The organism is Eubacterium sp. BIOML-A2 (genome assembly GCF_009680135.1).
Classification (GTDB): domain Bacteria; phylum Bacillota; class Clostridia; order Lachnospirales; family Lachnospiraceae; genus Faecalicatena; species Faecalicatena contortus_B.
Genome location: NZ_WKZK01000003.1, coordinates 94,912 through 116,216, shown reverse-complemented (window position 1 = coordinate 116,216; position 21,305 = coordinate 94,912). Strand labels below are relative to the sequence as shown.

Genomic DNA, 21,305 nt, shown 5'->3' with positions numbered 1-21,305 from the left:
ACTGGATGCGTAACAGTTCAGGCCTGTCTGAACTGTTACTATTTTACAAACATGTGTCGGCTCTTTGAGAAAAATTCTCTTTCACAACTTTTTTAAAAATGGTATACTAGTATAAGACAATCTAAATACCTTACTGTTTCGCTGGCCTGATTTTCCGATAGCACAGACGCAAAAGCCTCAGCGTAGCACCACTACGCCTGCGTTTTTGCGTCTGCACTCTCGAAAAATCATTCTCACCGAACCAGCAAGGCATTTAAATTGTCTTATACTAGAATGGAAATTCAGAAGCGAAAGGAAGTAGAAACGTGGCAGAATTAACACCAATGATGCAGCAGTATATGGAGACAAAGAATCAGTATCCGGACTGCATTTTATTCTATAGATTAGGCGATTTTTACGAGATGTTTTTTGAGGATGCCATTACGGCATCCAGGGAACTGGAGATCACGCTGACAGGCAAAAGCTGCGGGCTGGAGGAGCGGGCACCCATGTGCGGTGTCCCTTATCATGCCGTAGACAATTACCTGAACAAACTGGTCGCAAAGGGCTACAAGGTAGCCATCTGTGAGCAGATGGAGGACCCCAAGCTGACAAAGGGACTTGTCAAACGGGATGTAGTGCGGATTGTCACCCCCGGAACCAATCTGGCCCCGCAGGCACTGGATGAGACAAAGAACAATTATCTGATGTGTATCGTTTACATAGCCGACCGTTATGGCCTGGCCATCTCCGATATTACGACCGGAGACTATTTTGTAACAGAACTTCCCGACAGCGTAAAGCTGATGGATGAGATTTACAAGTTTATGCCCTCCGAAATCATCTGCAATGAATCTTTTTACATGAGCGGCATGGATTTGGATGACCTGAGAAACCGGCTTGGAATCGCTATATATTCTCTGGACGCCTGGTATTTTGATGATGCAGTCTGCAGGAAGAAGCTGCTGGAGCATTTTCATGTATCCTCCTTTGCAGGGCTTGGGCTGGAGGATTATGACTGCGGGATCATCAGCGCCGGAGCCCTCCTTCAGTATCTGCTGGAAACCCAGAAAAACAATCTGTCCCATTTGACCCATATTACTCCCTATACCACGGGAAAATATATGATGCTGGACAGTTCTACCAGAAGGAATCTGGAACTATGCGAGACGCTGAGGGAAAAGCAAAAAAGAGGTTCCCTGCTCTGGGTGCTGGATAAGACCCGGACTGCCATGGGGGCCCGGACACTCAGGAAGTATGTGGAACAGCCTTTGATAGAAAAAGAGGAGGTTCTTCGGCGCCTGGATGCGGTAGAGGAATTAAAGAACAATGCAATCTCTCGCGAAGAGATCCGCGAATACCTGTCGCCGGTCTATGACCTGGAACGCCTGATTACCCGAATCACCTACGGTTCTGCCAATCCAAGAGACCTGACCGCGCTGTGCAGTTCGCTGGAGATGCTGCCGCCGATCAAATACATACTCGAAGAGATGCAGTCCCCGCTTCTGGGAGGAGTGCGCGATGATCTGGATACACTGGAAGATTTGTGTTCGCTGATCAAGGATGCGATCATAGATGATCCTCCGCTTGCGATGAAAGAGGGCGGTATTATACGGGACGGCTACAGCGAGGAGGTCGATACGCTCAGGCACGCCAAGTCAGACGGGAAAGACTGGCTGGCTAAGCTGGAAGAAGAAGAGCGTGAAAAAACCGGTATTAAGAATCTGAAGATTAAGTACAACAAGGTCTTCGGATATTATCTGGAAGTGACCAATTCCTATAAAGATCTTGTGCCGGATTATTATACAAGAAAGCAGACGCTTGCCAATGCGGAGCGTTATATTACACCGGAACTCAAAGAGCTGGAAGACACAATACTGGGGGCAGAGGACAAGCTGTATGCACTGGAATACGAGCTATACAGCGCTGTCCGCGACACCATAGCCGGGGAGGTCGAGCGCATCCAGAAAACAGCCAAGGCGGTGGCGGCGCTGGACGTATTTGCATCCCTTGCCCTGATTGCGGAACGCAATAATTATGTGCGCCCTAAAATTAACGAAAAGGGCGTAATCGACATCAAGGACGGACGGCACCCGGTCGTGGAAAAGATGATTCCCAATGATATGTTCATCTCAAACGATACCTATCTGGATGATAAAAAGCAGAGGATCTCCATCATCACCGGACCGAATATGGCCGGTAAGTCCACTTACATGCGGCAGGCCGCACTGATCGTTTTGATGGCGCAGCTGGGCTCCTTTGTTCCGGCATCCAGTGCCAATATCGGGCTGGTCGACAGGATCTTTACCCGGGTTGGGGCGTCGGATGATCTCGCTTCCGGACAGAGTACGTTTATGGTCGAGATGACAGAGGTTGCCAATATCCTGCGCAATGCAACCAGCAAAAGCCTGCTTATCCTGGACGAAATCGGAAGGGGAACCAGCACATTTGACGGACTCTCCATCGCATGGGCCGTTGTGGAGTATATCTCCGACACGCATCTGCTGGGAGCAAAAACACTGTTTGCGACACACTACCATGAGCTGACCGAGCTGGAAGGCAAGATAGAAAACGTAAACAATTACTGTATTGCGGTAAAAGAAAAGGGAGACGACATCGTTTTCCTGCGCAAGATCGTGAAAGGCGGGGCGGACAAGAGTTATGGGATCCAGGTAGCCAAACTTGCCGGAGTGCCGGACATTGTCATAGAAAGGGCAAAAGAGATTGTAGAAGAACTCAGTGATGAGGATATCACCACAAGAGTCAGCGAAATTGCCGTCAAAGAACACGAGAGCAAAAAGAAATCCAAGGTCAAAAAATACGATGAAGTTGACATCGCCCAGATGTCTCTGTTTGATACGGTAAAAGACGGAGATGTCCTGGAAGAATTGAAAAATATTGATGTTGGGAACCTGACCCCGATTGATGCATTAAACACGATATACAGATTGCAAAACAAACTGAAAAACCGCTGGTAAAAGCAAAGGGGTCTGACCCTCTTGCAAAGGGGACCACCCCCTTTGCAGAAGGGTCAGACCCCTGGAGCGTGTTTGATAATTCATTGTACACGTCTGACCGCCCCATTTCACGACCTATTTTAGCCAAATTTTATCAACGTAGAACCACTACGCCTCAAAAATTTGGTTAAAACATCTCGCAAAGTGGGACAATCAGCCGTATACATGGTTTATCAAACACACTCTATGGCGGAAAAGGAGAGAAGCTATGCCACATATTCAGGTATTGGATCAGATTACAATTGATAAAATTGCTGCCGGAGAGGTGATTGAGCGTCCGGCCTCTATTGTAAAGGAGCTGGTGGAAAACGCCATTGATGCCCGGGCTACTGCCGTTGTAGTGGAGATACAGGAGGGCGGTATTTCTTTTATCCGGATCATGGATAATGGGGACGGAATACTCCGTGAGGACGTGCCAAATGCTTTCCTCAGGCATTCTACAAGCAAGATTCGGGCGGTTGAAGACCTTTCGCACATCGAATCGCTGGGATTCCGCGGAGAGGCTCTTTCCAGTATTGCTGCAGTTACGCAGGTGGAATTGATTACGAAGAGGAGAGAAGATACTTTAGGAACCCGCTATCTAATTGAGGGCGGCAAAGAACAATTGATAGAGGATACAGGCGCTCCGGATGGGACGACCTTCCTGATACGCCAGCTTTTCTATAATGTTCCGGCCAGAAGAAAGTTCTTGAAGACCCCTATGACAGAGGCCGGTCATATACAAGACCTGTTGATGCGCCTGGCGCTTTCCCATCCGGAAGTGTCATTCCAGTTCATCAACAACGGGCAGGAAAAGTTAAGGACAGCGGGTAATGGCCGGTTGAAAGATGTGATCTACAGCATCTATGGACGCGAGGTGGCCGCCAATTTGATTGAGATGGATTACGGGAAAGGCGGGATCCATATTACCGGCTATCTCGGGAAGCCTACCATCAGCCGCGGCAACCGGAATTTCGAAAACTTTTTTGTAAATGGCAGGTATGTAAAGAGCGCCATGATCTCCAAGGCCATAGAGGATGCATACCGTGATTTTGTTATGCAGCATAAATTTCCTTTTGTTGTATTACACTTCCATATTAATGGCGAAGATATAGATGTAAACGTTCATCCTACAAAGATGGAACTTCGGTTCCAAAGACAGCAGGAAGTATACAACACGGTCTATGAAGCCGTGCACAGAACGCTGCTGGAACCGGAATTAATCCCTGTCGTGGATGTCCCGGAACCTCCAAAGGCGGCAGAAGAGGCTCCGTCAGGAAGTCCGTTCTTACTAAGACCCAAGGCTGGCGCCGTGTCGGATAAAGGCTCGCCAATGACCGCAGGAAAGCAGGAAAGCGCGGAGATGGCGCCCGAGGAGAAAAATGAAGACTACTTCCTCAAAAAGATGAGGGAAAGAGTCTTGTCTTACCATAACCGTGCGTCCTCCGCGGAAGTATCCGATATCCGCCAGATCCACCGACCGGATGAACAGACATCCCGAATCCGGGAAGCCGCGGAAAAACGCAGGGCAGACGAACAGACAACCCACGATGCAAAGCCCCTGCCGGCAGTAACCATCCGGGAAGCCGGGGATATCCCATCCTCTGCTTGGTCAGATGCAGCACCGACACATCTTTCAGAAGAGCGGGCAGTTTATGGAGAAAATCCGGAACCTTCTGAGAAGCCAAAAGCCACCGAGAAGCCGGAAGCCCCTGAAAAGCCGGAACAGCTGAATCTTTTCGACGAAAAGCTGCTGAAGCGCGAGGTAAAGGCGGAATATAAGCTCATTGGCCAGGTGTTCGATACGTACTGGCTAGTCCAGTTCCATGACAGCCTCTATATCATAGACCAGCATGCCGCCCATGAGAGAGTTCTTTATGAGCGGACACTCAAAGGCATGAAAAACCGGGAGTTTACCTCCCAGTATCTGAGTCCGCCTGTCATCCTCAGCCTTTCCATGCAGGAGACAGAGCTTCTGAATGAGCATATGGACCGGTTTAAAAGAATCGGGTTTGAAATCGAACCCTTTGGTGGCGATGAGTATGCAGTCCGCGCAATACCGGACAATCTGTTTGGTATTGCAAAGAAGGAGCTGCTCCTGGAGATGCTGGACGGACTGGCCGATGGGATTACGACTTCCATGACGCCGGAACTGATTGACGAGAAGGTGGCGTCCATGTCCTGCAAGGCCGCAGTAAAAGGAAATAACCGCCTGTCCGCCATGGAGGTGGATACACTGATCCAGGAGCTGCTGGAGCTGGACAATCCATATCACTGTCCTCACGGACGGCCGACCATTATCGCCATGACGAAACGGGAACTGGAAAAGAAATTTAAGAGGATCATATAAATGAAAAAGCCATTGATTATATTGACGGGGCCGACCGCCGCAGGCAAAACGAAAGCTTCCATCGGCCTTGCAAAAGCAGTAGGTGGAGAGATTATTTCCGCCGACTCCATGCAGGTATACCGGTACATGGACATCGGCTCCGCGAAAATCCGGCCCGCCGAAATGGAGGGAATTCCCCACCATCTTGTAGACGTCCTGGATCCGGAAGAGGACTTTCATGTGGTGCGTTTCCAGCAGATGGCAAAGGAGGCCATGAAAGGAATCTATAAAAGAGGACACATTCCCATAGTCGTGGGCGGCACGGGTTTTTACATCCAGGCCCTGCTCTATGATATCGACTTTACGGAGAATGAGGGGGATACCGCCTGCAGGGAGCATCTGGAGCAGCTTGCCAGGGAAAAGGGAGCTGCATACCTCCACGCAATGCTGCGGGAAAAAGACCCCAAATCAGCCGAAGATATCCACGAGAACAACGTAAAACGCGTGATCCGCGCCCTGGAATTTTATCAGCAGACCGGGATTCGTATCTCGGATCACAATGCAGAAGAACGAAAAAAAGAATCTCCGTACAATTACGCCTATTTTGTGCTTCATGATGACCGGTCACGCCTGTATGAACGGATTGACCGCCGGGTTGACCGGATGCTGGAAGAAGGCCTCGTGGAAGAGGTAAAATCATTAAAGGACCGCGGTCTTGGACGTGATAAAATCTCCATGCAGGGGCTGGGATACAAGGAAATCATGGCGTATCTGGATCAGGAGATGACGCTGGATGAAGCGGTTTATACGATCAAAAGAGACACCCGCCACTTTGCAAAGCGGCAGATTACCTGGTTCAAAAGAGAACATGATGTCATCTGGCTGAATAAACAGGAATTTGCTTATAATGAGAAACGCCTTCTTGCACGGATGCTGGATGAGCTGGAAAAACGCAGTATAATAGAGAAAGAAGATAGATGAGGATCGCAGTATGAGCTTAGAAATGAATCAGATATATGAAGAATTAGGTATCCAAAAAGAAGTATACGAATTCGGGCGCAAGGCGGAAGAGGAGCTTGCCCCCCGGTTCCGTGAGTTTGAAAAGACTGCGGAATTCAATCAGCTGAAGGTACTGCATGCGATGCAGGAAAACCGTGTTAACGAAGGCTGTTTTCAGTTTGCAAGCGGATACGGTTACAACGACCAGGGCAGGGATACCCTGGAAGCGGTGTACGCCAGCGCCTTCCATACGGAAGCCGCTCTGGTACGTCCGCAGATTACCTGCGGGACCCACGCCCTTGCCCTTGCCCTTGCGGCAAACCTGCGTCCCGGGGACGAGCTGCTTTCTCCCGTGGGCAAACCTTATGACACCCTGGAAGAAGTAATCGGAATCCGTGAATCAAAAGGTTCCCTGGCAGAATACGGCATCACCTACCGCCAGGTGGAACTGCTGGAAAACGGATATTTTGACTATCCGGCAATCAAAGCGGCGCTGAACGAAAAGACAAAGCTGGTTACCATACAGCGCTCCAAAGGCTATCAGACACGTCCCAGCTATTCCGTTCATAAAATCGGAGAACTGATCGCCTTTATCAAAGGGATCAAACCGGATGTTATCTGTATGGTAGACAACTGTTACGGAGAATTTGTCGAAACCATCGAACCGAGCGATGTGGGCGCGGATATGATCGTAGGTTCCCTGATCAAAAATCCGGGCGGCGGTCTGGCTCCCATAGGCGGGTACATTGCCGGAAAGGAGGCGCTGATCGAAAACTGCGCGTACCGCCTGACATCCCCTGGACTTGGCAGGGAGGTCGGCGCATCTCTTGGCGTCATGCAGTCCTTTTACCAGGGATTCTTTCTGGCCCCTACCGTAGTGTGCAGTGCAGTAAAAGGTGCCGTATTCGCCGCATATCTGTATGAAAAGCTGGGATTTGGCGTGATACCTGACAGCAGGGAAAGCAGGCATGATATCATCCAGGCAGTGGAACTGGGAACTCCCGAAGGCGTAATTGCATTCTGCAAGGGCATCCAGGCCGCAGCTCCTGTCGACAGTTACGTAACACCGGAACCCTGGGCCATGCCGGGATATGACAGCGATGTAATCATGGCGGCCGGCGCGTTTGTCCAGGGCTCCTCTATCGAATTGAGTGCGGACGGTCCGATCAAACCGCCCTACGCGGTTTATTTCCAGGGCGGGCTGACATGGCCACATGCCAAACTTGGTATCCTGAAATCATTGCAGAGCATGGTGGACGCAGGAATTATCTCAGCCGAATCCCTGCTGCAATATTAGAGCGTGTCTGAAAATTCATTGCTGCAGGCAGCATTCAACCACAAGGCACAAAGAAGAAAAGGAGGCACATCCATGAATAAAGTTGCAGTAATCGGGGGCGGGGCATCCGGCCTGATGGCAGCCATTACCGCCGCGCGAAACGGCGCCGGGGTCTGTATTCTTGAACATAAGGACCGGGTGGGCAGAAAAATTCTGGCGACAGGAAACGGCAGGTGCAATTTTACGAACCTGCACCAGGAACCGATCTGCTACCACTCTGAAAATGTTCTCTTTCCCTGGAAGATCATTGAAAAATTCAATGCGCAGCAGACAATCGCATTTTTTCTGGAACTGGGCATCTATTCTAAAAACAGGAACGGATATCTCTACCCGCAGTCTGACCAGGCATCCGCGGTCCTGGAAGTGCTGCGCATGGAGGCGCGCCGCCTGGGGATAGAGATCCATACGGAGACAGAATGCAGAGAAATCATTCCGAATAAAAAAGGATTTCTGCTGCAGACAGATCACGGCAGTTTCCGTGTACAGAAGGTCATCCTGGCCGCCGGTTCCAAGGCTGCTCCATCCACGGGTTCCGATGGTTCCGGCTATGGCCTGGCAAAACAGCTGGGACACCGTCTGGTTCCGGTTCTTCCCTCCCTTGTGCAGTTGAAATGCAGAGAGAACTTCTATAAAAGCATCGCCGGTGTTCGTGTCGGAGGAAGCGTGTCTGTCTATACGGACGGTGAATGCCAGGCAAAGGATACTGGGGAGATCCAGCTTACCGGTTATGGCATATCGGGAATCCCGGTTTTTCAGGTCAGCCGCTGCGCCGCTATCGGTCTCTATGAAAAAAAGTCGGTAACCGCAGTATTGAATTTTATGCCTGATTTTACAGAAGAACAATTTCTGGCCTTTTTGAAAAAACGGATTGCCGCCCGTCCGCAAAAAACAGCAGAAGAATTCTTTGTCGGCCTGTTCCATAAAAAGCTCTCCGCACTGTGGCTGAAACTGGCACATCTTGACCCGTCCGCGGCGGTTGGAGACTGGACCGTGGAAGAGGTCCTTGCCCTTGCACGCCTGATACAGCATTTTTCTACGGAAATAACGGAGACCAACTCCTTTGAGCAGGCCCAGGTCTGCCGAGGAGGCGTCAATACGGAGGAAGTCACAGACAATCTGGAATCCCGTTTTGTCCCCGGCCTGTATTTTGCAGGGGAAATTCTGGATGTGGACGGTCTGTGCGGAGGCTACAATCTGCAGTGGGCATGGTCCAGCGGCTATGTAGCCGGAAAGGAGGCTGCCGGTGCTTAGAGTCAGCCAGATCAATCTACACCCGGGGCATACTCCGGAGGAATTAGAGAAAAAGCTTTTAAAAACCCTATCCGTTAAAAAGTCCGATCTGCTTGGATGGCGCATAGCAAAGCAGTCCATCGACGCCCGGAAAAAACCGGATGTGTTCTTTTCCTATACGGTGGATGCCGAGGTCAGGCATGAGAACCAGGTTCTGAAAAGAGCCGGAAAGCAGGTGCGGCAGATCCGTGTCAGCGCCTATCAGCCGCCCGCCCCGGGCAGCATTCCGCTAAGCCGCAGGCCGGTCATCGCAGGCAGCGGCCCGGCCGGAATGTTCTGCGCCTATCTGCTGGCTAAAAGCGGATACCGGCCGCTGCTTCTGGAACGGGGGGGCTGCGTGGAGGAGCGGATCAAAGATGTGGAAGATTTCTGGAACGGCGGCCGCCTGAATTTGTCCTCCAACGTCCAGTTCGGGGAAGGAGGAGCAGGCACTTTTTCAGACGGCAAGCTGAATACACTGGTCAAAGATTCCAAAGGAAGAAACCGCTTTGTCCTGGAGACATTTGCTGCACATGGTGCTCCTGAGCGTATCCTTTTTGAACAGAAGCCCCATATAGGCACCGACGTTCTGATCGATGTGGTCAAGAATATGCGTCAGAGCATACTGGAACTGGGCGGAGAAGTCCGGTTCCACAGCCAGGTGACCGATATCCTGCTGGATTTGGCCGCCCCCTCCGAAGAGCCCCGCATCAAACAGGTCGTTGTAAACAACAGGGAGGCGCTGGACACGGAGCTTCTGGTTCTTGCCGTGGGCCACAGTGCGCGGGATACTTTCCGGATGCTGTATGACAGACAAATCCCTATTCAGGCAAAGTCCTTTGCCGTAGGGGTGAGAATTGAACATCCCCAGTCGATGATCAGCCAGTGCCAGTATGGAAAGACAGACTGCCCGGAACTACCCGCCGCATCCTATAAACTGACGGCACAGCTTTCCAACGGAAGAGGAGCCTATACCTTCTGCATGTGTCCGGGGGGATACGTCGTCAATGCCTCCTCCGAGGAGGGCCGCCTGGCAGTCAATGGGATGAGCTACCACGCGAGAGACGGAGCCAATGCGAACAGCGCGGTCATTGTCACTGTAACACCAGAAGATTACGGGACGGATCACCCGCTTGCAGGCGTGGAATTCCAGCGAATGCTGGAGGAACGCGCATGGAAGGAAGGAAACGGGAAAGTTCCGGTTCAGCGCTTCGGTGACTTCTGCAGCGGCCGCCTCACAACAGAGCCCGGAACAATCCTGCCTCAGATCAAAGGTCCCTGGACCTTCTCCAACGTCAGGAATATTTTCCCGAACGTTCTGGCAGATTCCCTGGAAGAAGGCATCTATGCCATGGATCATAAAATCCATGGATTTGCAAGAGAAGATGCTATGCTTTCCGGTGTGGAAAGCCGAACCTCTTCTCCTGTCAGAATTATCAGAAACGAGGACTTCGAAAGCCCTGCTGCCTCCGGACTATATCCATGCGGAGAGGGCGCCGGGTATGCAGGGGGAATCACCTCTGCAGCGATGGATGGGATCAAGACAGCCGAAGCACTTATTCAGAAATATACACCAAAGTATACTTGAGTAAGTTTAAGCTCTTATCCGACTTCACAAAAAATTAAGAATAGCAGACCTATACATGATTTTTAATTTATGCTAAAATAAATCATTGTATTGAGCCATCCGCAGTCTGAAATAATTATATGAACCAAAACAATACAATGAAAGAGATGTTGGAAGAAGCGCGCCCTTATGAGAAATGCGCCAAATATGGAGCGAGTAATTTGACGGACATTGAATTACTGGCTGTTTTACTGCGTACAGGGACACGGGGAGAGAATTCCCTGCAGCTTGCGGAGAAGCTTCTGCATCCCGATTTTGCCCAGGAGGGCATCCTGAGCATTCATCAGTGGACAAAGGAACAGCTTCTTTTAGTCCGTGGAGTCGGCAAGGTTAAGGCAGTACAGATCCTATGCCTGTCCGAGCTTTCCAAAAGGCTCTCCAAGGCAGCTGCGGAGATTGGGCTGAACTTTACAAGCCCGGCCTCAGTCGCCCGTTATTATATGGAAGACATGCGTCACAAAAGGCAGGAGACCATGAAGCTTCTGCTTCTGAACACAAAAACCCGCTTAATCGGGGAGACTGATATATCAAAGGGGACGGTCAATTCGGCCGTAATCTCGCCCCGCGAGCTGTTTGTAGAAGCGCTGCAGAAAAATGCGGTTTCTATCGTACTGCTGCACAACCATCCCAGCGGAGACCCGACACCGAGCAAGGATGACATCCTTGTTACAAGAAGGATAAAGGATGCCGGTATATTGATTGGGATCGAGCTGCTGGATCATCTGGTGATCGGCAATAATTGTTATATCAGTATGCGGGAAAAGGGACTTATATAAGGATAGGGGAAGGTTATACAATGGCCAGAAATGTATATGGACTCGATTTGGGAACATATGAGATAAAAGTATATGATAAGAAAAAAGAGGAGATCTGGAAAGCCAAGAATGTTATCGCCATGCAGGACAAAAAGTATATTTTTTCCGTAGGCGACGAAGCATATAAGATGTATGAAAAAGCGCCGGATAATATCAAGGTGGTATTCCCCATGCACAACGGGGTGATTGCACATTTTGATGACATGCAGTATCTGCTCCAGAATCTGTTAAAAATGGACCGGCAGTTTTCCCGCGGCGCCGAATACGTAATCGCGGTTCCTACGGACGTGACTGAGGTAGAGAAGAGGGCTTTCTACGACCTCGTATTCCATTCAACTGCAAAAGCCAAATCCGTCCGGATTGTAGAGCGGGGGATTGCCGATGCTCTGGGCATGGATATAGACATCTGGAATGAAAAGGGCATCTTTATCGTCAATATCGGAGGGGAGACAACGGAATTATCTGTGATTGCCTCCGGCGGTATGGTTTTGAACCGTTTGATCCAGATCGGCGGCATCCATTTTGACAATGCCATCACTCATCTCGTCCGGCATAACCGTGACTTTCTGATCGGCCGCCTGACAGCCGAAACGTTGAGACGGGAATTCGGGGTATTTGACCAGGCGGCAGATGCTTCGCTGACTGTTGCCGGAAGAAATCTTATTACGGGTGTTCCGGAGCAGAAAAGCATTCCTATCGGACTCGTCAGGGCGGCCATGAAAGAGCCGCTGTCTGACTGCGTCCGCGCCATCAAATCCATGATAGACAGAACACCCCCGGATGTACGAAGGGGGATTGACCAGAACGGAATCTGCCTGACCGGCGGCCTGGCCAATCTGAAAGGGCTGTCTACATATCTGGAGGAAAGCACCGGCCTTGGAGTGCGGACGGTACAAAATCCTGAGCTCTGTGCAGTAAGCGGGCTCAAGAAGATTGTACTGAACAAAGATTACAGTAAGTTAACATATTCCATGTTAGATGAAGATTATAGGTGGCTGAGATAATATGAAAAAGAAAAATCAAACCTCGTCGACAAATAAATACTGGCTGGCAGGGCTTTCTCTGTTCTGCATCCTGTTGATGGTGCTTTCCGTATTTTCCGACAAAGCGGAGGGGCCGTTCAAAGGGATTGCCAGCGTAACAGTCATTCCCATGCAGAAAGGCATCAATCAGATCGGCACCTGGCTGGGCGACATATGCGACAATTTCGACACGCTGCAGCAGGTGAGGAAGGAAAACGAAAAACTGCAGGCAAAGGTAGATGAACTGATCACCGAGAATAACAACCTGCAGGAGGAAAAGTATGAACTGGAACGGCTGCAGGCGCTGTATAAACTGGATCAGAACTATACCGAATATGAGAAAACAGGCGCCCATGTCATCGCAAAAGATTCCGGCAACTGGTTCAGTACCTTTACGATTGACAAAGGAAGCAATGACGGGATTAAGGTAGATATGAACGTACTGGCTGGAAGCGGCCTGGTCGGAATTGTCATCAAAACAGGCCCCACATGGTCCACGGTCCGTTCCATCATCGATGACTCCAGCAACGTAAGCGGCATGTCACTTTCCACATTCGACAAGTGTATGGTAAGAGGGGATCTTTCTCTGATCAATGACGGGAAAATCCGTTTTGAACAGATGGAAAACAATGAAAATAAAGTGCAGGTGGGAGACCAGATCGTCACCTCTCATATCAGTCCTAAATATCTTCAGGGAATCCTGATTGGTTATATCAGTGAGATCACCGTAGATTCCAATAACCTGACCCGCTCCGGATATATTACACCCGTCGTGGACTTTAAGAACCTCCAGGAGGTGCTCGTAATTACAACAACAAAGGCGGATCTCACAGGCAAGGACGCAGAAGAATAATGAAAAGCAAATGGAAGTATGCAATATCCGGCAGGAAAGGGGAATACGGCAGATGAAAAAGATGAAGGCAAAAAGAGCAGGCGTAACGGCGGTTATACTGATTGTATGCTATCTGCTGCAGTGCACGCTGTTCCCGCACCTGGCTCTCGCTTCAATCAAACCAAACCTTATGATTATTCTAACAGCTTCTTTTGGTTTCATGAGAGGTTCAAAGGACGGGATGCTGGTCGGCTTCTTTTCCGGCCTGCTTATGGATATCCAGTTTGGCGGAATCATCGGATTTTATGCCCTGATCTATCTGCTGCTGGGATTTGTCAACGGCCTGTTTCAGCAGGTATATTACGACGAAGACGTCAAACTGCCGCTATTACTGATTGCAGCAAGCGAGTTCCTATACGGACTTGTCATTTACCTGTTGATGTTCATGCTGCGCAGTGAATTTAATTTTATATACTATTTCAGTCATAATATCATTCCGGAGCTCATATATACTATTGTGATTGCTCTCGGATTATACCCATTGATTTTATATTTTAACCATAAACTGGAAGCAGATGAAAAAAGGAGTGCAAGTAAATTTGTTTGAGCGTATAAAAGATGCAATTTATCGGATCGTAAAGTCACGGCTGTTTGTTTTAATCCTTGCATTCTGTATCTTATTTGCGGTACTGATCAACCGCGTATTTTATCTTCAGATTGTAAAAGGACAGTATTATCTGGACAACTATAAGCTGCAGATCCGAAAGACCCGGGAGGTGCCGGGCACACGAGGCAATATCTATGACAGAAACGGCAACCCCCTGGCCTATAACGAGCTGGCGTATTCCGTGACAATAGAAGATAATATCACCGCCGACACCCGGAAAGAAAAGAACCGGATCCTGAATGAGATCCTGGATAAGATCATAAACATCGTGGAGTCCAATGGGGATTCCGTAATCAGCGACTTTGGAGTGGTTCTGGATTCTGCGGGAAATTATGAGTTTACACAGACAAACGAGACGCTTAAGCTGCGTTTTATCGCGGACGTCTATGGGCTCAAAACAATTGACGAGCTGAAGGACAAGCAGCGCAATGCATCCGCAGAGGATATCATCAATTATCTGTGTACGGATGAAACTTATGGTTACGGCCTGGATGTCAAATCACTGGACAAGACGTATATCCTGAAAATGGTGAATCTCCGATACGCAATCGGCCTGAACAGCTTTCAGAAATATATTCCGACTACACTGGCCACCGATGTAAGTGATGAGACCGTGGCCTCTATTATGGAGAATCTGGACCAGTTGGAAGGGGTGGATATCGCGGAAGATTCCATGCGCCGTTACACGAACAGCAAGTATTTTGCTTCCATCATCGGCTATACCGGCAAGATATCACAGGAAGAATATAACTCCCTGGATAAGGATCAGAAAAAGAAATATTCCCAGACCGACATTATCGGCAAATCCGGGCTTGAACAGACCATGGATGAGGTGCTCCAGGGCACAAAGGGACAGACGCAGTATTACGTGGACAGTGTCGGCAAGGTAACTGAGACGGTCAGCAGTAAAGACCCGGAAGCCGGCAATGACGTCTATCTGACGATTGACAAAGACCTGCAGGAGCAGACGTATCAGCTGATCGAAGAAAAACTGGCCGGAATTGTGCTGTCCAAGCTCAGTGACCAGATGAATTATGACCCGAGTCAGACGAGCGATTCGTCACATATCATCATTCCTGTGGATGATGCCTACAATGCATTTATCGCAAATGAGATTATCGATGAGACACATTTTGGGGCAGAAGATGCCAAAACAGTAGAAAAACAGGTATATGGAATCTTTTCGGACAGAAAAACTGCGGCGATCCAGGAGATCATCGGAGAGCTGAATAACAGCGGCGCCGCTGCCTATAAGGATCTTTCGGCTGAAATGAAAGCTTATATGGATTATGTCTCTATTGACGTCCTGCAGGAGGCCGCAGGGGTTTTGATGCAGGATTCCATTGATACCGGTGATGAGATATATAAACAGTGGACAACGGATGAGACGATCAGCCTGAACCAGTATCTGAATTATGCAATTTCCAAGAACTGGATTGATACATCAAAGCTGTCTGATTATGTCTCAGCAGAGAAATATTCCGATTCCGCAGAAATTTATCAGGGAATTTTAACATTTTTACAAGATTATTTGGTTTCAGATGTTAATTTCGACAAACTTCTCTACAAATATCTTATAAAATCAGGTAGTATCACTGGCGGTCAGGTCTGCGCCATGGTATATGAGCAGGGTGTCCTGCCCATGGATGAGGGAACATATAACGGTCTGATTGACGGCAGCGTAAATTCTTACGCATGGCTGCGCCAAAAGATCCAGAGTCTGGAGATTACGCCCGGGCAGCTTGCACTGGAACCTTGTACAGGCTCTGCCGTTGTCAGCGACCCGAATACTGGAGAAGTGCTGGCGTGTGTATCCTATCCGGGATACGATAATAACCGTCTGGCCAACACCATGGACTCCAAGTATTATAATCAGCTTGTAACCGGGCTTTCCCGTCCGTTTTACAATAATGCAACACAGGAACGCACTGCACCGGGTTCCACCTACAAGATGCTTTCTTCTGTAGCAGCGCTTACGGAAGGCGTCATAGATGGCGGTTCGTATATTAACTGCTCCGGCGAATTTGACAAGGTCACGCCAAGCCCGAGGTGCTGGGTCTATCCCGGGGCCCATGGTATGCTTGATGTTGTCGGAGCCCTTAAGGTTTCCTGCAATGACTTTTACTATGAAGTCGGATATGACCTGGGACTTGATAAAGATGGTAATTACGACAGCGATAAAGGCGTCAAAGCGCTCGCAAAGTATGCGGAAGAATTCGGGCTAGGTGAAAAATCGGGCATCGAAATACCGGAATCAGAACCGCAGATATCGGATGAATACTCCGTGCTGTCCGCAATCGGACAGGGCACTAACAACTATACGGTCAGCCAGCTGAACAGATATGTGTCAACTGTAGCAAATAAGGGGACTGTATATAAGCTGACCCTGTTGGATAAGACAACGGATGTCAACGGTAAGATCATCAAGCAGTATGAACCTGTCGTCACGAACGAGATTAAAGATGTAAGCAGTACCACATGGGATCTGGTTCATCAGGGAATGATCGCCATGATCGGTTATACATCCAGTTTTTCGGGATTGGAGATTTCCATGGCGGGTAAGACAGGTACTGCGCAGCAGAGCGAGATCCATCCGGATCATGGTTTGTTTGTTGGATTTGCACCTGCGGAATCTCCGGAGATTGCAATTTCAGTGCGTATCGCAAACGGTTACAGCTCATCCTACGCTGCCGAGATCGGCAGGGATATTGTCAGGGCGAACTTTAAGCTTGCCGACAAAGAAGAATTGATCACTGGTTCTGCCGCACAGCTTGGTTCAGCTATTGCAGGCGACTAAGTACTACATTGCGCAGGTTCCGGTGCTTATAGTACCAGAAAAGGATGTGAAGAAGATACATGGACAAGCTGGTAACAATTAAGAGCAACAGATATGGGATTGAGGTTCATCTGAATCCGGAAGTGCCATTTGACGTTTTACTGGAAAGCGTGGCCTCTAAATTCAAAGACTCGGCGAAGTTCTTTGAGGGGGCCAAGATGGCGGTTACATTTCTGGACAGGAAGCTCTCAGACCAGGAAGAACAGGCGGTCCTTCATACGATCGCCGAGATAACGGGGATTGACATTGTCTGCATTATAGACAGGGACGAGACCAATGAATTGACATACAAAAGCATTGTAGAGAATACGCTCACCAATATGCAGAAACGGGAAGGGCAGTTCTACAGAGGTACTTTAAGCAAAAGACAGGTGCTGGAATCCGATTCGAGCATCATCATTCTTGGTGATGTTGAGCTGGGTGCTAAAGTAATTGCCAAAGGAAACGTTGTCATTGTTGGTTCTCTGTCTGGTTCAGTCCATGCAGGAGCTGCGGGCAGCAGAGATGCGTTCATCGTAGCTCTGGCCATGCAGCCGAAACAACTTCGAATTGGCGATATTGAAGCAAAGCGTCAGGTCATCTATCAGGAAAGCCTCAGCATCCGGGGGCCCAAGATAGCGGTGGTTGACGGACGCAGGATTTACGTGGATCCACTTGTGGACGAATAGAAGTTGTAGGAGGAAGAAAACATGGGAGAAGTAATTGTCATCACATCAGGAAAAGGCGGGGTCGGAAAGACGACAACGACAGCAAATATTGGAATTGGTTTATCGCAGCTTGGTAAAAAAGTCATCGTGATCGACACGGATCTGGGCCTGAGAAACCTGGATGTCGTTATGGGACTGGAGAACCGGATTGTATATAATCTGGTGGATGTCATCGAAGGCAGCTGCAGGCTGAAACAGGCTTTAATTAGGGATAAACGTTTTCCGGAGCTGTACCTTCTGCCGTCTGCCCAGACCAAGGACAAGACAGCCGTATCTCCTGAGCAGATGCGCAAATTAATCGCTGACATAAAAGACGAATTTGATTACATACTTCTGGACTGCCCGGCAGGGATTGAGCAGGGATTTGAGAATGCTGTGGCAGGGGCCGGCAGGGCGATTGTGGTCACAACTCCGGAAGTATCTGCCATACGGGACGCGGACCGGATCATCGGCCTGCTGGAAGCACATGGCATCAAGAAAAACGACCTGATTATCAACCGTCTCCGTGTGGATATGGTAAAGCGCGGAGATATGATGTCCGTGGATGATGTAACCGAGATACTGGCCATCAATCTGCTGGGTGTGATTCCGGACGACGAACATGTTGTCATCGCAACCAATCAGGGCGAGCCAATCGTAGGAGCCGACTGTATGTCCGGACATGCCTATCATAATGTATGCAGGCGCATCCTGGGGGAAGAACTTCCAATTGAAGATTTCAACAAACCGGAAGGTATTTTTGCAAGATTTTCCAGCCTATTTAAAAAGAATTAGGAGGGAATATTATGAGTGTACCATCTGTTCACGTTGCAAAAGAAAGATTGAAAACCCTGCTTATGGCAGACAGAATGCAGTGTACACCCGAAACAGCGGAAAAATTTTCTTCAGATATGTATCATACAGTTTCCAAGTATCTGGAAGTAAAACCGGAAGATTTTCACATGAAGATAACCCATTCAGATATACATATTAAGATTACAGGAGAGAACTATTGAAATTTAATTTTCTGAATATTAAGCAAAGGTATAACTTAAAAGATTATAAATTCAGCCTTGTCGCACTTGTGACCACAATCTCTATTATCGGGATCTTTGTGGTGGGAAGTGCACAGGCATCTGTGCAGGGAAAACAGATTGCCGGTGTTGTGATGGGTACGATTGCCATGATCGTTATTTCGCTGATAGATTACGAATGGGTCCTGAATATGTACTGGCTTTTATACGGCGTGAATATCGTTCTGCTTCTGGCGGTGCTGTTTTTCGGTGAGAATATCAATGGAGCTACCAGATGGCTGAATCTCGGATTTGTCCAGTTTCAGCCGTCTGACCTGACTAAGATCATAACGATTCTGTTCTTTGCGAAGTTTCTGATGGAGCGGGAACAGGCGATTAATAATAAAAAGACGATTATCCAGGCGGCCGCGCTCATCCTGCCTTCCCTGATCCTCATATACAAGCAGCCAAACCTTTCAAACACGATCTGTCTGGCAACCGTATTTTGTATTATGTTATATATGGGAGGCTTAAGCTACAAGTTTATCGGTACTGTCCTGGCAATTACCATACCGACTGCTGCGCTGTTTCTGACCATTGTCGTACAGCCTAACCAGCCCTTTTTGAAAGATTACCAACAGGCGAGGATCCTGGCCTGGCTGGAGCCCGAAAAATACGCTACAGATGAAGCTTATCAGCAGATTAACTCTGTGATGGCCATCGGTTCAGGACAGTTGTCGGGTAAGGGCTATAACAGCAATACCACGACCTCTGTAAAGAACGGAAATTTCATTTCCGAACCCCAAACGGATTTTATTTTCGCAATTATTGGAGAAGAATTAGGATTTGTGGGTTGTTGTGTGGTCATAATTTTGTTATTATTAATTGTAATAACGTGTATTTTGATAGGAGTAAAAGCAAAAGACACAGGAGGGCGGCTTATCTGCGGAGGCGTCGCCACACTGATAGGAGTGCAGAGTTTTATCAATATCAGTGTGGCTACTCAGATATTCCCGAATACAGGAATTTCCCTGCCTTTTGTGAGTTACGGAATGACTTCTGTCGTATGTTTTTATATGGGGATCGGCTTTGTGCTGAATGTCGGTCTGCAGCCCAATAAATATCAGTAGAGGAGATTACAGGACATGAACATAGGATTAGTAGCACACGATGCAAAAAAGAAATTAATGCAGAACTTCTGCATAGCATACAGGGGGATTTTGAGCAAGCATCATCTGTTTGCTACAGAGACAACAGGGGCTCTTGTGGAAAGCGTCACAAACCTGAATATCCATAAATATCTTGCGGGCCATTTAGGCGGGAAGCAGCAGATTGGAGCCCAGATCGAACACAATGAAATGGATCTGCTTATCTTTTTCCGGGATCCGCTGACACCGCGCTCCCATGAGCCGGATGTGAACGATATTGTAAGACTATGTGATATGTACAATATACCTATTGCAACGAATATAGCAACCGCGGAGGCTTTGATTTTGGCATTAGACAGAGGAGACCTGGACTGGCGTGAGATGTATAAGTAAAAAAGCTGTTCTTGCTCTGTGCCTGTTTCTGTCCGTGCTCATCACAGGATGCAGCAAGGAAGTACTAAAAACAGAAGTATACGAACAGGAACAGTATAACCGTTCACTATACAGAGGAACCCTGTCAGCGGCCGGTCTGTGTGTAACAGACACCGATGTTGCCCTGGAGGGTTACAGTGCGGACCCGAGCCTGCATGCTGCGGGTCTTTTTGATATAAAAGATAAGAAGGTACTTTATGCCAGTAAGATTCATGAAAGACTTTTTCCGGCCAGTACAACAAAGATTATGACAGCCTATGTGACGCTGAAATACGGGAATCTGGAGGATACGGTAACCGTTGGCCCCAATGCAACTCAGTTTGCCGAGGACGAGCAGACATGCGGCCTTCAGACCGGAGATACGGTTTCACTTTACGATCTGCTCTGCGGGCTTTTACTCTATTCCGGCAATGACTGTGCGGTGGCGATCGCGGAACATGTGGCCGGCAGTGTGGAAGCATTTGCAGATATGATGAATGCGGAGGCCGCTTCCCTGAGAGCAACCAATACTCATTTCGTCAATCCCCATGGCCTGCAGGACGATAATCATTACACTACGGCATACGATTTATACCTGATCTTCAATGCCTGTATAAAGGATCAGCGTTTCATGGATATCATATCGAAGGAATCCTATACTGGAACACTTACCTCATCGGACGGAAGCGTACGCAGTGAGGTGTGGGAGGCTACCAATTTTTATTCCCAGGATCTGATTCCCGATCCGGAAGGCGTCCAGGTTATCGGAGGTAAAACAGGGACTACCGACGAAGCCGGCTCCTGTGTCATCTTATACAGCAAGGATTCGCAATCCGATCCCTATATATCCATTATAATGGGGGCGGGGACAAAAGATCTCTTGTACGGCCAGATGAGCGCGATGCTGTCTGCAGGCGAAAGACCGGCTGCAGCCGCAGAGGCAGTCGATTAGGCATAGATAACTATCTCAGACTAAAAGCAAAGAACCCGATGGACGGACGCACCTAAAACGGCATGCCCTTCCACCGGGTTCCCTGTTGTTTCGCTCCTTTGAAGCGACCTTTTTCATCTACTCTGACATGTTTTTGATTCTGCCGAACAAGCTGATGAGGTAAAGACCACACAGGCCGACAATCGTATAAATTATTCTGGAAAGCCAGCTTAAATTTCCAAAGAGAAAGGCTACTAAATCAAATCGAAAAATGCCAACCAGAAGCCAGTTGACCGCCCCGATAATCACAAGTGTCAGAGCAGTGTTATCAAACCACTTCATATTATTTCCTCCTTTTCAATATCAATGCTCTTATTATTGCCACAAAAACTGGAAATATACATTTAAA

The 21,305-nt window shown here is 48.6% G+C and carries 18 protein-coding genes; 17 read left to right on the top strand and 1 reads right to left on the bottom strand.

Annotated features, from left to right (window positions below):
- Window positions 1-323 precede the first annotated feature (323 nt).
- The 17 genes from mutS to GKG43_RS02025 all read left to right on the top strand — a co-directional run bounded on the left by mutS (window position 324) and on the right by GKG43_RS02025 (window position 20,917).
- A complete protein-coding gene (mutS, locus tag GKG43_RS02105) occupies window positions 324-2,957 on the top strand; it encodes a DNA mismatch repair protein MutS (RefSeq protein ID WP_055154466.1) in 2,634 nt (877 codons plus the stop codon).
- A gap of 247 nt (window positions 2,958-3,204) precedes the next feature.
- A complete protein-coding gene (gene mutL / locus GKG43_RS02100; protein ID WP_055154446.1) occupies window positions 3,205-5,325 on the top strand; it encodes a DNA mismatch repair endonuclease MutL in 2,121 nt (706 codons plus the stop codon).
- The gene (gene miaA, locus GKG43_RS02095) at window positions 5,326-6,285 is read left to right on the top strand and encodes a tRNA (adenosine(37)-N6)-dimethylallyltransferase MiaA (protein ID WP_055154445.1); all 960 of its coding nucleotides are present in this window, start codon (window positions 5,326-5,328) and stop codon (window positions 6,283-6,285) included.
- Between the two features lie 22 nt (window positions 6,286-6,307).
- The gene (locus tag GKG43_RS02090) at window positions 6,308-7,600 is read left to right on the top strand and encodes a methionine gamma-lyase family protein (protein ID WP_347561923.1); all 1,293 of its coding nucleotides are present in this window, start codon (window positions 6,308-6,310) and stop codon (window positions 7,598-7,600) included.
- Between the two features lie 72 nt (window positions 7,601-7,672).
- A complete protein-coding gene (locus tag GKG43_RS02085; RefSeq protein WP_050642280.1) occupies window positions 7,673-8,890 on the top strand; it encodes an NAD(P)/FAD-dependent oxidoreductase in 1,218 nt (405 codons plus the stop codon).
- A complete protein-coding gene (locus tag GKG43_RS02080) occupies window positions 8,883-10,496 on the top strand; it encodes an FAD-dependent protein (RefSeq protein ID WP_050642281.1) in 1,614 nt (537 codons plus the stop codon). Before GKG43_RS02085 ends, GKG43_RS02080 begins: the two co-directional genes overlap by 8 nt.
- Window positions 10,497-10,615: 119 nt before the next feature.
- Window positions 10,616-11,311 (top strand): DNA repair protein RadC, encoded by a 696-nt coding sequence (gene radC / locus GKG43_RS02075; RefSeq protein WP_050642282.1) that lies wholly within the window; start codon window positions 10,616-10,618, stop codon window positions 11,309-11,311.
- A 20-nt stretch (window positions 11,312-11,331) separates the two neighbouring features.
- Complete coding sequence (locus GKG43_RS02070) at window positions 11,332-12,354, top strand: rod shape-determining protein (RefSeq protein WP_055154443.1); 1,023 nt, start codon at window positions 11,332-11,334, stop codon at window positions 12,352-12,354.
- 1 nt (window position 12,355) lies between these two features.
- Window positions 12,356-13,225: a rod shape-determining protein MreC gene (mreC, locus tag GKG43_RS02065; protein WP_055154442.1), complete on the top strand. Its 870-nt coding sequence runs from the start codon at window positions 12,356-12,358 to the stop codon at window positions 13,223-13,225.
- 52 nt (window positions 13,226-13,277) lie between these two features.
- Window positions 13,278-13,811, top strand: a complete 534-nt coding sequence (mreD, locus tag GKG43_RS02060; protein WP_050642782.1) for a rod shape-determining protein MreD — start codon at window positions 13,278-13,280, stop codon at window positions 13,809-13,811.
- Window positions 13,804-16,668, top strand: coding sequence for a penicillin-binding transpeptidase domain-containing protein (locus GKG43_RS02055; RefSeq protein WP_055154441.1), 2,865 nt, complete (start codon window positions 13,804-13,806; stop codon window positions 16,666-16,668). The genes mreD and GKG43_RS02055 overlap by 8 nt, the downstream gene beginning before the upstream one ends.
- A 59-nt stretch (window positions 16,669-16,727) precedes the next feature.
- A complete protein-coding gene (locus GKG43_RS02050; RefSeq protein WP_050642286.1) occupies window positions 16,728-17,375 on the top strand; it encodes a septum site-determining protein MinC in 648 nt (215 codons plus the stop codon).
- Window positions 17,376-17,396: 21 nt separating this feature from the next.
- Entirely contained in the window at window positions 17,397-18,188 is a 792-nt protein-coding gene (gene minD, locus GKG43_RS02045) for a septum site-determining protein MinD (protein WP_050642287.1), read from the top strand.
- Between the two features lie 11 nt (window positions 18,189-18,199).
- On the top strand, window positions 18,200-18,409 hold the full coding sequence (locus GKG43_RS02040; protein WP_025657450.1) for a cell division topological specificity factor MinE: 210 nt from the start codon (window positions 18,200-18,202) through the stop codon (window positions 18,407-18,409).
- Complete coding sequence (locus tag GKG43_RS02035) at window positions 18,406-19,536, top strand: FtsW/RodA/SpoVE family cell cycle protein (protein ID WP_044927360.1); 1,131 nt, start codon at window positions 18,406-18,408, stop codon at window positions 19,534-19,536. The genes GKG43_RS02040 and GKG43_RS02035 overlap by 4 nt, the downstream gene beginning before the upstream one ends.
- 15 nt (window positions 19,537-19,551) lie before the next feature.
- On the top strand, window positions 19,552-19,947 hold the full coding sequence (locus GKG43_RS02030) for a methylglyoxal synthase (protein ID WP_050642288.1): 396 nt from the start codon (window positions 19,552-19,554) through the stop codon (window positions 19,945-19,947).
- Window positions 19,931-20,917 carry a D-alanyl-D-alanine carboxypeptidase gene (locus GKG43_RS02025; protein WP_055154440.1) on the top strand — a complete coding sequence of 329 codons (987 nt, stop codon included), beginning with the start codon at window positions 19,931-19,933 and terminating at the stop codon, window positions 20,915-20,917. The genes GKG43_RS02030 and GKG43_RS02025 overlap by 17 nt, the downstream gene beginning before the upstream one ends.
- A 117-nt stretch (window positions 20,918-21,034) precedes the next feature.
- Here GKG43_RS02025 and GKG43_RS02020 read toward each other — a convergent pair whose 3' ends face one another.
- A complete protein-coding gene (locus tag GKG43_RS02020) occupies window positions 21,035-21,238 on the bottom strand; it encodes a DUF378 domain-containing protein (RefSeq protein ID WP_009004217.1) in 204 nt (67 codons plus the stop codon).
- Window positions 21,239-21,305 lie beyond the last annotated feature (67 nt).